Genomic DNA, 12,377 nt, shown 5'->3' on the forward strand with positions numbered 1-12,377 from the left:
CCAATGCCTTGTTGTAGGCTTTAATTGCTTCTTCATATTGTCCCATATGCGCTAAAGCATTGCCTTGGTTATAATAGCCTTGTTCATTGTTTAATTCTTGATACAACGCGGCAGCTTTTTGGTAATCTCCGTCACGATATGCCGCCGTCGCAGCCCAAGCACTACCCGTAAATGTTTCCTTGGCTTGTTTGAATTGATTTTTTGACATTAAGTCTCGTCCTTGCTGATCCGGTGTTGACCATAGGTCTTGCCAATTAAAAGCATGAGTGTTTAAAGGCAAAAATGAAATGAATAAAAGAATAAAGTAACGCATCATACAGCCATCCTCTGTATCCAACCACGTCGAAATACAGGCAAAAGCATCAGCAACGCGGGGATTAAAAACCAACGTCCTTCATCACGCCAAAGTGGTATGTCTTCGTCTTTACTTAAAGCAAATTGTTGATTATTACTTGCATTAAGCCATTGATCTAAGTCGGTTGCGTCTGGAGTATATTGTACCAATTGTCCTTTACCTGCATCGGCAAAACGACCAAACAGTGGATTGAGATTCTTATCCGCTTTAACTGGCATAATCGAAGAGTAAATGCCTGAATCAGCTAATTTTTTTGCCAGGGCAATTGCAGCATCCGAAGGAGTATCGGCAGTTAATACCAAAATTTGTCCTTGGTTATAACCTGCTTGTTTGATTAAGTTGCTGGCTTCGCTCAAGGCACTATCAAGATTTTGTCCCGTTACAGGCATGACATCTGGAGTGAGAGAGGAAAGTAAGGAGGAAATAGTTTGCCCATCATCAGTAAGTGGCGAAACCACAAAAGGTTCACTGGTAAAGGCCACAAGACCAAATTGGCCTACATCTTTATGCGCAAATAAATCATGCAACTTGAATTTTGCGCGACTTAGTCGATTGGGTGATAAATCGTTAGCCATCATATTGTCTGACATATCTAAAACTAAAACTCTGGGTTGTATTGGTTTGTAGGTTGCTATGGGGAGTTTATACCAGGCAGGACCCGCGATGCTCACAATCATAAATAGAATACTTATAAACAGACAGAGCATAGAACTCATGCGTCGTCCTTGTTTTTTTTGCAGGAGATGGCTGAGTAGATGGGAATCGCAAATTTCTGACCAGGCATGTAATTGAGGTTTTTGTCGCCATAAAACCACAATCAATCCTAATAAAGGTAAAATCATTAAAAACCACCAAGGCCTTAAAAAATGAAAATCTGCGATCATGATTTTAATGCCTCCTGAGCGGCTGCTACTGAGCGTACTTTCATGGTCAGATTTGTTTTTCTAATCAGCCAAGAGAAACAAAGTAGTAAGGCTGCACCAATAAACCATGGATAATATTCTTTTTGCGGACGAACAGTTTCTTGTTCCTGGGTTACTGCTTCTAATTTGTTAATTGTTTTATAGATAGAATGTAATGTTTTAGTATCTGTAGCACGGAAATAACGCCCTCCAGTCATGTCCGACATTTTTTGTAGAGTCTCCTCATCCAAATCGGCAGAAGCATTTTGCATTATAAAATCACCAACTAAGGCTCTTGATTCTGCTTCAGATCCTAAGCCAATGGTATAGATCTTAATTCCTTCATCTTTAGCTAATTCTGCTGCTTTTAGCGGCGCAAGGACGCCTGAATTATTTGCTCCATCCGTCAATAAAATAAGAATTCTTCCTTCTTTAGGTACATCATCCAAGCGTTTTACCGCAAGGCCAACGGCATCGCCAATGGATGTAGTTCTCCCTGCAAGCCCTGCTGTGGCATCTTCTAGGCGTAAAAGAATGGTCTGTCGGTCATAAGTGAGTGGTGTTTGTAAGTAGGCGTGTGTTCCGAAAAGAATCAGACCAATTTTGTCTCCAGAACGATCGCGTACAAATTGCTCAGCAGCACTTTTTACTACACTTAAACGACTTGCCGGGCGTCCATGCAGGAGCATATCGGGGATTTCCATACTGGCAGATAAATCTAAAGCCAACATGATGTTAAACCCTTCACGGGCAATGGGTTTGGGGGCGCCAATCCAGCGTGGTCCTGCTAAAGCAACTACCAATAATAACCACACTATAGCCGGAATGATTAGCGAATATTGTGCAGAAACAGAACGTTTTTCTTGATCTGCTATAGGGAGCATCGCTGCAAAGAACGGTACTTTTAATGCAGAGGGCAATTGTACTTTGGCTCTAGGGATTAAAAACCAGAAGATCAAGGGCAAAGGTAAAAGTACTAAAATCCAAGGATTGACTAATTCGAACATGGCACCCTCCTTTGTTTAATCCAACGTTGTGCGGTGTTGAACAAGGGGTTGAGATCCATAGTTTCCCCTGTTTTAAAGGGGGCATCTAACAACATGTCTTTTACCAAATTAAAATCAATTCCTTTGCCGGTTTCATTTAAAAAGTGCAACCATTCTTCTCCATGTAAACTGGCAACGCGCTCTCTTGGATAATAGGCAAGGGCAACTCGACGTAATAATTCTGAAATATGTGCACTGGTTAAGGAGCTATTCTGTTCTTTTTCATAGTGTTTTTGGTAGTCATGTAACAACAGCAACGCTTGTTTCTTTGCCAAAGCATGACGATGTCTTTTATAAGCACCGTAAGCGAGCATGATTATTAAAAATAAAACAAATGCAAGCACAATGTACCAACCAGGGGCCAATGGCCACCACCCAATAGGCGGCGGAAGATGTATGTCTTTTAACTGGGCCAAGGGAGCTGTGTTAGCCACGCGACCTCCTAGGAAACGTTTGCCGCACCAACTGTGCTAAATCAATATCTGCGGTGACCTGCACATACTGAATGCATAAGCGCCGCAATTGATTTTGCAAGCGATCGATGCGTTGCTGACAATACTGCTCATAAGCCGTGTTCACCGAACGTAGGCTGGTATCGAGTATTATTTCTTGCTGTCCATTGGTTATCGCGTATTGCTGTGGCTTTGGTGGTGCAAGTTCCACGCGATCACAAATATGATAGGCCAGAATGTCATTATGATAACGTAACCGATTTAAATGTTTTTCACATTCACTGTCCATAGAGTAAAAGTCGCTGATTAGAACGAGGATACTTCCGGGTCTCACAACGCGTCGTAAGCGAGCCAAGGCATCACTAAGTAGCTTTGGTTTGGCTTCTCTTTGTTCTTCGGACTGATCCGTATATCGGCTTAGGGACGCTAACAAGGGCAGTACCCCCATATCACGACTGCGGGGAGTAAATTCGCTGTGATCGGTCGCTGAGTAAAATACACCGCCCACTCTATCGCCTTCCTTGATTACGGTCCAGGCAAGAAGTGCCGCTAATCGGGCGGCAACCACTGATTTAAACGCAATGCGTGTACCAAAAATCATTGACGGATTAAAGTCAGTGAGAAGGACTACTGGTCGTTCACGTTCTTCCTGATAAATTTTGACATGAGGTCTACCGGTGCGCGCAGTGACGCGCCACTCCATATGACGTATTTCATCACCTGCCTGATAATTTCTTACTTCAGCAAAATCCATTCCACGGCCACGTAATTTGGATAAATGATTGCCGGATCGTATTGCTTTACCTTCAGGGTGATAATGAACCGATTGTACATAACGCCTCAAGTCAATCAATTCATTTAATTGTGCAATAACGCCATTAGCCATAAAAACCTCGTATACCTCATATGCTGTGTAGGATAGATAGAGCTTAACTCATCCATATCGCAGCCTGGGTGAAGGCACATGCCATAACCCGGGGAATCTGCAGAAAAACCCGGATTACGCTGTGCTTCACCCAGGCTACAACTACGGAACAGCAACTAAACGTAATAAGGAGTCAATAAAATCATCGCTACTGATTCCTTCCGCCTCAGCTTCAAAACTTAATAAAATTCGATGGCGTAATACATCATGAGCAATGACATGGATGTCGTCTGGAGTGACATAATCTCTTCCGGAAAGCCAAGCATGAGCTTTAGAACAGCGATCTAAGGCAATCGTAGCACGAGGGCTGGCGCCAAAACGCAACCAACGACCTAATTCTTCGCTGTATACGCCAGGATTGCGTGTTGCTACGACCAATTGTACCAGATAGTTCTCTAATGCTTCGCTTGTATGCACGTTAAGTACTTGTTTACGTGCCTCAAATAATGTTTTTTGCGATAATTTTTCCGATGCCAGTGGTTTGCTGGCCATTGTGGCACCTAAGGCTTCTTTGCGTGATAAGGCTAAAATATCATGCTCTACTTTAGCATCAGGATAACTAATTTTTACATACATTAAAAATCGGTCTAATTGAGCCTCAGGTAAGGGATAAGTGCCTTCTTGCTCAATTGGGTTTTGTGTTGCCATAACTAAAAATAATTCAGGCAGAGGATAGGTTTTGCCTCCTATAGTAACCTGCCTTTCTGCCATTGCTTCAAGTAAAGCTGATTGTACTTTTGCTGGGGCGCGGTTAATTTCATCGGCTAAAAGCAAATGATGAAATATGGGGCCTGGTTGAAATACAAATGAACCATTTTGTGGATGATATACATCAGTACCCGTTAAATCGCCCGGCAATAAATCAGGTGTAAATTGGATGCGATGAAAATTACCTTCGACTCCATCGGACAATTCTTTAACTGCTCTGGTTTTTGCTAACCCAGGCGCACCTTCTACCAGTAAATGGCCATCAGCAAGCAAAGCAATGAGTAAACGTGAAATTAATCCATTCTGACCTAAAATTCGCGAATTTAAGCGATGACTTAGCTGTAATATTTGGTGCTGCACAGCATTTCCAGTCTTATTGTCTTCTACCTGCTCCATAGTTTCTACCTTAATATAAGTAACACTAAATAGAATAAAATAAAGAGAACTTATCCTAGCGTGAATTGTGTGTGATGCCAAGTACCATGAATGGTTGGTTGTTTAATGTTTGTGCATTTTTATCTAAAGATGCTGCCTCATTGTAGCCTGGGTGAAGCGAAGCGCAACCCGGGTCGAGAAATTTTATTCATATCCAGAGAACTCGGGTTACGCTTCGCTTCACCCAGGCTACATGATTATTGCTGATAATCGGGTTGCAGTTCTAATGGCATCAATGTTTGTAACTTTTGATAAAGAGAAAGAATTTCTTCACAAAAGACATGCAGTTGTTGCTGATTTTCCCATAAATCGTAATCCGTTCCTTTAAGAAAAACCTGTTGCTTTGCTAGGGTTTTAAATAAAACGAGCTCTTGCCGAGAAAAGCCCAGATGGCTATTTAATTCAACCAACTCCATAAGTTTCTTATGCTCTTTCACTGGACGATGATCGTGTAAACAGTATGCTTTTAATGTCAGTTGAAAGGCTTGGTACATTAGCGAAGTCACTGGGGCTAATACGGTAAGTGGATCAGACTGTCGAAATGTCCAATCTGTGATTTGTTGTAATAGATAATCAGCAGCATAGGCATGTTGTGTTGCGATATTGAGCATTTCTAACGGGGATAAGTAGCGTTTGTCCATAAAGCTTTTCCTATTTGATTCAGTACCTTGGGCTTGTGCAGCAAGTTTAAACTGCTTTTTCTAGGTTTAAGTATGTTAAAATAGGTCCTCATTATATCCATGAAATAAATTGATGCACGCTTTTATTAACAGTTCGTTGAAAATAGGCTCTCTGACGCTACCCAATCGGCTAATTCAAGGTCCTTTGGCAGGTTATAGTTGTGCGCCATTCAGAACTTTATTCAATCGATATCTGCCACCTGCATATTGCGTTACGGAAATGAGTTCTGCAACCGATATCCTCCATAAACACAGTACTAATTCACGTTATATTTATCGAGCGCCGCAGGAACAGATTCTTGCATATCAAATTGCAGGCACAGAACCATACATATTGGCGCAAGCCGCCCAACGATTACAGTTCAATGGGGCGGATATTATTGATATTAATTGTGGCTGCCCTAAACCTAAAATACGTAAAAAAGGTGCGGGAAGTGCCTTGCTTGAGGCTCCCGAACAATTGGTACGAATTATTCAGGAAGTACGTGCGGCCATTACCATCCCTTTAACTATAAAAATTCGTATCCAAGGCAATGAACAGGATCTTTTACTGGCAAAAAAAATCGAAGAGGCGGGTGCAGATGCTTTGATTGTGCATGGCCGACGTTGGATTGATGATTATGATGTCGCTGCTGATCTGCAGCAAATCGCACAAATCAAACAAAACATGACTATTCCAGTGATTGCTAATGGTGATATTCATGATGTTGCCAGTTTACAAAGAGCCGTAGAGTTAAGTGGTTGTGACGCCTACATGATATCGCGTGCGGGAAGTGGTAAGCCTTGGCTTTATCAGGAGTTATTGCAGCAGCTGGGTGTTCCTGTAAGTGTCACGGAAAAAATCTGCTTGTTTATGACCCATTTGCAAGGATTGGCTAGTCTGGAAGATGAATATAAGGCAGTTTTGCAAAGCAAATCTTTGATTCGTTACTATTTTGGTACATGGCTTGATGAGTCACTATTAAATCGATTTTATCAATTGGGTTCTTTAGTTGGAATTGATAGTTTTTTGCAATCTATATCTTAAATAAACCATAATTAATTACCCCAATCTTGGTATATCTACAAACAAGGTAGGCTGGGTTGTTAAGCCTAGTATGTCTTAATGGGAAAATGCTGGGCTTAACAGCCAATCCTACTTATTTTTTACCTACATCTACAGGTGGGGCGGAGCGAAAAGCAATTTAAGTTTAAATGAGATCGCTATAATCTTGGTTATAAATAACGAGATGTTGTAATCGCGCCACTACTTTTTTAGCCCCTTGCGGATCGCCGTTTTGAAAACGAAGTTTGGCCAGATAATTGAGGTAAAGCTCTATATATTTTGGGGGAATTGGATAATGAAGACCAGTCTCCAAAACTTCCTGAGCGGACTGTAGCTTATGTTGCTCGACTAAAAATCGAGCAAAAGTAAGTCGCGCCAAACAAAAATGCGGATTATTTTTTAGTGCTTTAAGAAAATATTCTTTTGCTTCCTGTGGGTTATCAAAGACCAAGCTTTGTAACAATGCCATTTGAAAATATGAATGAGCGAAGTATGGGTTCATTGCGATGGCTTGATTAATAGCCGCTACTGTTTTTGCTGTCCAGTCATACCGTTGACGCTCCGATGGCGTGTGCTGGAGCAATTGCAGGTAAGCATCAATTTGCAGGCTTTGAACTTCAACAAATTGAAATGATTTCAATGCATAATTACTGTAATTAACCGCTTTCCGAAATTGTTTTTCCTGCAGTGCCGCTTCAGTTTTGCCAATATAGTGTTCTAGGGTTAAAAAACGAACAAAGTAACTGCTTACGAGCAGGAGAAATACAATTAGGCTACATTGTAGAATCCAAAAACTTTTACCAGACGGTATTGAATAAACTCTGATGCAGCCTTCTTGTTTAAAGAAGTAATAAAGGTACCCCAAGCAACATCCCATGAGGAGATTTATGGGAAATACATAGAAATTAAAATCGATCACACTATGGCAAACCAGTGCACTTAATGCCGCAAAGCACGCCATACCCTGAATCCCGGCAATAGGATTTTTATTTTGATGGCTTAAGTAGCGTTTTAAATAGACGATACACGTCACCATCACTCCAAGCAGGATAACAACACCTGGAACTCCTGTTTCAATCAACAACTGTAAAAAGTCATTATGCGCATATTCGAGATTGGAACCATCACCTGCTAAACTGAACGCAGGGTAGTACTGTTTAAAATTGAAAATACCAAGCCCATACCAGGGGGTTACTTGCCATAAGTGCCACGCACCTTGCCAAATAACAAGGCGTGATTTCTCATGCGCTAGTAAATCCAGCCGATGTTGGATGGCAGGTTGCGCCAAGAGATACAAGGTACATAAAGCCAAAACCAGAACAGCAGATAGTTGATAAATATTTTTTATTTTTATTGTATGGCGACACAAAGCGACTTCTAGCACAGCAAAGAAAATAAAACAAAGAATTACACCACGGCTTAAGGCTGCAAACAAAGCAAGGGTGATGATGTAAATACTGATTAGAAGCAAAGTATTATCAATTGTTTTTTGTGTTTTAGATTGATTTATTTCAATGAGTTGAGGATGATTTAATGTAAAGAATTTTCCTATTAGTAATAGATTAACTGTCATTAAAAAGGCTGCAGCAGTATTTTTGCTTGCAAAAAATCCAGCAGGCATTTCATTTTTACCCCAGAGCTGAATCAAGGCATAGGCGGCACAAACCAAAGCCAATACCCACAATAATCGGAGCAAATTTTGCCATAACCATTCAGTGCGAAGATTTTGAGCCACTAAAAAAAAACCAAATATCCACGCAGAGCATTGGAAGATGCCGAAAAAAGCAGTATTGGGCACCCAGCTCAATAGCGGAAGGAGTATTATCCAGACAAGCCAGAGAATCAGCCAAAACGCTATTATGGTGCATTGAATTAATTTGGCAGACCAATGGAGGGAAATAGAACCAATTAGTGCAACAAGCATTATGCTGTAGCTGAGCAGTAAAATTGAATAATCGCTTGTGCCTTTAAACAAAAACGATGCAACCAGAAGCAGAAAAAACAAGACTCCCATTTGCTTATGAATAGACGACGTAATAGGTCGCCCCCTACTTACATGCTGCAGCATGTAAGTAATGAGGAGGGGTTATTGTCATCATGAGTATTTTTTAACATCCAGAAACCCATTTTGCCGTGATAAAAGGACCATCTAAAGAGAAATCATTCTGAGTGACTACGGTTGCAGGATTAGAGTTTCCTCCTGGAGGTAGAAGAAACATATCAAAATAATGTTGCCACATCCAACCGGCCATTAAACTAAACTGTCCTTTGTGTGTATTCCATTGATAACTGGCCCCTAATTTTGCTTCCACTTCGGGGACGACATGGACCCCTTTGGCATTCGCGCTGAACGAAGTAACATTACTTCCGCTTATGTTTGCTCCAGATAATTTTGCCTTTCTTTCTCCAAGGAGGATGGCTGTGGCGCTTTGCGCAAATACAGCAAAACTATTGTTTAGCTTATGAGCCATATCTATCCCAATGCGAGGACCTGCACCCTGGAATTTAGTATGAGATACTGATTCTTGAAAAAGAATATCGCCCGGTTCGCCAACGATTTCTTCAAAATTAGATTCAGCACGTTTAATCTTGGCGTTGACATATTGTCCACCGCCATAAAAACGAATATTTGTTGTATTCCCGAAGTAGCTGGTTTGTGCTAATTCAAGATTGACTGCATCAAAATTAGTATCAAACCTCAAATTCATCGAGTTATTGATATCTGGTCTGTCTGGGTCTGCATTAATTAAGGTAATCACGCTACTCGAGCGGTTCCCCTGGAAGTGCAACCAATTTATATTAAGGTCATTTCCAGTGTTAAAATGATAGCCACCTTCTAGTAAAAAACCCCAATCCCAAGGGGATTTAATGTTCTTAAACGTGTTAGTAGATGTGCCGTCAGCTGCGATATTATTTATAGTCAATGTAGGATTTAGTAAGGGGGAATTGGTATTCGGCTGTAAATATAAAGCACTAATGCCTATCTCCCATGCATTACATGGACAGGGAACAGTGACATCGGGGTTACAAGAAGGTTTTATGATCCCCATGGCACCAGCATGTACCATACTGATATTGAAGGTAACAAATAAAAAGGTAGCTATTTTCTTCATGAATTTACTCATCCGTCCTTATTGATCTTGTCTATTATTCAATAAGTTTTTTCATTAAGCAATTAGATAAGCGTTATTTAGTCCGCATTGTAGTCAGGGTGAGGGCGAGACCATAATCCGGGTTTATAGGTTTCCCTTCATCCAGGCTACAATCGATTAGCCAAGCAAACTTCTTCCGCCGTCTACTTTGAGTATTTGTCCTGTAATAAAGGGGTTTTCCGCTAAAGCTAAAATGGCCTGGGCAATGTATTCAGGATTACCGTGCTTTTTTAATGGGGTTTTCGCAATAATTTTTTCTTGTAGTTCTGGGGGCAACGTATTGTTGTGCTCAGGCCAGGCAATTGCTCCTGGAGCAACTGCATTGACCCGGATTTCGGGAGCAAACTCGCGTGCTAAACTTTTTGTTTGCATTTCCAAAGCTGATTTGCTTTGGCAATAGACGGAGTACTCTTTCAGTGGCTTTTCTGCATGGGTATCGGTTACATTGATAATTGCTCCCGATTGCTTGGCTAATAATGGACGAGCCGCAAGGCTTAGTAAAAAAGGTGCTTTAACATGGATGTCAAAAAGCGCATACCAATCTGTTTCCGCAAAGGTCGTAAATTCTGTACGGATGAAAACAGAGGCATTATTGACTAATAAATCCAACTGTCCCGCCCAATCTTGCACTGCCGTCATAATTTCTTCCGCGGCACATGGTGCGGTTAAATCTCTTTGCACTACAAAGGCACTGTTTGCTCGTTGGCTATTTAAGTGGGCAGCAAGAGAATTGGCTTCTGACAATGAATGATGGCAATGAATGACTACTTTATATCCTGTTGCATGTAGTTTTTTTACAATAGCTGCGCCAATTCGTCGCGAACTGCCAGTGATTAAGGCAACTTTTGCTTCTTGTTTGTTTGGCGGATTCAATGTATGGTTCCTATTCTTTAGATATTCTGGGTTACCTACTGCTACTCACAGTGAGAGGAACAAGGTGAGGACGTCCCCTCATCCGCTCTGACAGGCACCATCTCCCCGTGTGGGGGATGGGAGAATTAAGCTCTTGGCAGGAGTTTTTTTACCCAGGTTGTATCTGCAATTTTTTTAAGTAATTAACTATGAGTATAATACACACCCTACACGCATTACTGAATGAACGTCAGGCTATCCCTTTTGTAGAATTCATGCAACTTGCATTGTACGCTCCTGGTGAAGGATATTACAGTTCTGGGTTGCAAAAACTAGGGAAGCATGGTGATTTTATTACTGCTCCTGAGTTAACCCCTTTATTTGGTAAAACGTTGGCAAATCAATGCTTGCAAGTCCTTAAGGAACTGGAGTCTCCCGTTGTATTCGAATTTGGCGCAGGCTCTGGCGCACTTTGTGTCGCGGTATTAGAACATCTAGAAGAGCATAACTCTTTGCCAGAGGCTTATTATATTTTGGAGGTCAGTGCGAATTTACAGCATCGCCAACGTGAACTTATCGCACAGAAAATTCCTCATTTAGCCCATTTAGTTACCTGGCTTGATCGTTGGCCGGAGGTTCCTTTTAATGGAGTAGTTCTGGCCAATGAAGTTCTGGATGCGATGCCTGTGCATCGGTTCATGAAAACAGAAGACGGCATTATGGAAAGTTATGTTGCTTTGAATGAGCAGCAGCAACTAAGCGAACGATTCAAGCCTTGTCATAATCAACGGTTACTGGATTATGTACAGGAGCGATTATCGTTACCTGATGTACCTTATCTTTCTGAAGTGAATCTTTTTATTGATGATTGGATCTTGAATACGTATCAGATGTTAAAGCAGGGCGTGGTCTTTTTAATTGATTATGGATTTCCGCGCCATGAATATTATCATCCGGATCGCAATCAAGGGACTTTAATGTGCCATTATCAACATCATAGCCATCCCGATCCTTTATTACATCCGGGAGAACAAGACATTACTGCACATGTGGATTTTACGCACGTGGCAGAAGCCGGGCAACAAGCAGGGTTTCATATTGCTGGTTTTACGAACCAGGCCTCTTTTTTGCTGGCGAACGGTTTGCTAAGCTTATTGAATTCAGCAGATAATGAGTTGGTGCAAGTACAAGCAAAACAAGCGATAAAACAGCTTACCCTTCCCAGTGAAATGGGGGAGTTATTTAAGGTCATCGCATTAAGTAAGGATGTAGAAATTTCTCTAAACGGATTTTTATTAAATGATAAACGAGTGAGTTTATGAATATAAAAAAATACCTGACAACAGTAGAATTACAAAAAGAGTCCATGAAATTTTCTGCTGGTCACACGACTATTTTCTCTGCAACTGAAAGAGAGCCATTACATGGCCATATGTATGGCGTTTATTTGGCACTCACGACTTGGGTTGAAGAAAATGGGATGACTTTTGACTATCGCTATTACAAAGAACGTATCCATAAATTATGCCGTCATTTGAATCAAACTTTTCTGATGCCGCAATTTTCTCCTTTTCTGGAATATGCTGAGGATAAAGAATATTATTATTTTACGTTTAACCACAAAAGAATTCCATTCCTTAAAGAAGATGTAACTTTATTGCCAGTAACCAATATTACCGTTGAAGAATTATCACGTTGGTTTGTTAATGAACTGATTAAAGATAAGGCAGAGTTGGACAGGCATCGTATTGAACAAGTTCTGGTTAAGGTTTTTTCGGCTCCGGGACAATCAGCCAGCCATCAATGGCAAAGAATGCATGAATAA

At 41.1% G+C, this 12,377-nt stretch carries 12 protein-coding genes and 1 pseudogene; 3 read left to right on the forward strand and 10 right to left on the reverse strand.

The window, feature by feature from the left end; all coding sequences use genetic code 11:
* Window positions 1-10: 10 nt before the first annotated feature.
* The 7 genes and pseudogenes from Lste_RS19840 to Lste_RS13910 all read right to left on the reverse strand — a co-directional run.
* Window positions 11-316: pseudogene (locus tag Lste_RS19840) on the reverse strand (tetratricopeptide repeat protein); the annotation flags it as partial.
* Window positions 313-1,239, reverse strand: a complete 927-nt coding sequence (locus tag Lste_RS13885) for a VWA domain-containing protein (protein WP_058511512.1) — start codon at window positions 1,237-1,239, stop codon at window positions 313-315. The gene Lste_RS13885 and the pseudogene Lste_RS19840, both read right to left, overlap by 4 nt.
* The gene (locus Lste_RS13890) at window positions 1,236-2,264 is read right to left on the reverse strand and encodes a VWA domain-containing protein (RefSeq protein WP_058511513.1); all 1,029 of its coding nucleotides are present in this window, start codon (window positions 2,262-2,264) and stop codon (window positions 1,236-1,238) included. Before Lste_RS13890 ends, Lste_RS13885 begins: the two co-directional genes overlap by 4 nt.
* Window positions 2,252-2,737 carry a DUF4381 domain-containing protein gene (locus tag Lste_RS13895; RefSeq protein ID WP_058511514.1) on the reverse strand — a complete coding sequence of 162 codons (486 nt, stop codon included), beginning with the start codon at window positions 2,735-2,737 and terminating at the stop codon, window positions 2,252-2,254. The genes Lste_RS13890 and Lste_RS13895 overlap by 13 nt, the downstream gene beginning before the upstream one ends.
* A complete protein-coding gene (locus Lste_RS13900) occupies window positions 2,730-3,641 on the reverse strand; it encodes a DUF58 domain-containing protein (RefSeq protein WP_058511515.1) in 912 nt (303 codons plus the stop codon). The genes Lste_RS13895 and Lste_RS13900 overlap by 8 nt, the downstream gene beginning before the upstream one ends.
* A 141-nt stretch (window positions 3,642-3,782) precedes the next feature.
* On the reverse strand, window positions 3,783-4,784 hold the full coding sequence (locus Lste_RS13905) for an AAA family ATPase (RefSeq protein ID WP_058511516.1): 1,002 nt from the start codon (window positions 4,782-4,784) through the stop codon (window positions 3,783-3,785).
* A gap of 236 nt (window positions 4,785-5,020) precedes the next feature.
* A complete protein-coding gene (locus Lste_RS13910; protein WP_058511517.1) occupies window positions 5,021-5,464 on the reverse strand; it encodes a hypothetical protein in 444 nt (147 codons plus the stop codon).
* Between the two features lie 112 nt (window positions 5,465-5,576).
* Here Lste_RS13910 and Lste_RS13915 point away from each other — a divergent pair, with 112 nt between their 5' ends.
* A complete protein-coding gene (locus tag Lste_RS13915; protein ID WP_058511518.1) occupies window positions 5,577-6,530 on the forward strand; it encodes a tRNA dihydrouridine synthase in 954 nt (317 codons plus the stop codon).
* 163 nt (window positions 6,531-6,693) lie between these two features.
* On the opposite strand, the gene Lste_RS13920 is transcribed toward Lste_RS13915, so the two are convergent.
* The 3 genes from Lste_RS13920 to Lste_RS13930 all read right to left on the reverse strand — a co-directional run bounded on the left by Lste_RS13920 (window position 6,694) and on the right by Lste_RS13930 (window position 10,573).
* The gene (locus Lste_RS13920; RefSeq protein WP_237760488.1) at window positions 6,694-8,283 is read right to left on the reverse strand and encodes an O-antigen ligase family protein; all 1,590 of its coding nucleotides are present in this window, start codon (window positions 8,281-8,283) and stop codon (window positions 6,694-6,696) included.
* 373 nt (window positions 8,284-8,656) lie between these two features.
* Window positions 8,657-9,661, reverse strand: a complete 1,005-nt coding sequence (locus Lste_RS13925) for an Lpg1974 family pore-forming outer membrane protein (protein WP_058511519.1) — start codon at window positions 9,659-9,661, stop codon at window positions 8,657-8,659.
* Between the two features lie 156 nt (window positions 9,662-9,817).
* Window positions 9,818-10,573, reverse strand: coding sequence for a pteridine reductase (locus Lste_RS13930; RefSeq protein WP_058511520.1), 756 nt, complete (start codon window positions 10,571-10,573; stop codon window positions 9,818-9,820).
* A gap of 188 nt (window positions 10,574-10,761) precedes the next feature.
* Here Lste_RS13930 and Lste_RS13935 point away from each other — a divergent pair, with 188 nt between their 5' ends.
* A complete protein-coding gene (locus tag Lste_RS13935) occupies window positions 10,762-11,874 on the forward strand; it encodes a class I SAM-dependent methyltransferase (protein WP_058511521.1) in 1,113 nt (370 codons plus the stop codon).
* Window positions 11,871-12,377, forward strand: a complete 507-nt coding sequence (locus Lste_RS13940) for a 6-pyruvoyl trahydropterin synthase family protein (protein ID WP_058511522.1) — start codon at window positions 11,871-11,873, stop codon at window positions 12,375-12,377. Before Lste_RS13935 ends, Lste_RS13940 begins: the two co-directional genes overlap by 4 nt.

The organism is Legionella steelei (genome assembly GCF_001468005.1).
Classification (GTDB): Bacteria; Pseudomonadota; Gammaproteobacteria; order Legionellales; family Legionellaceae; genus Legionella; species Legionella steelei.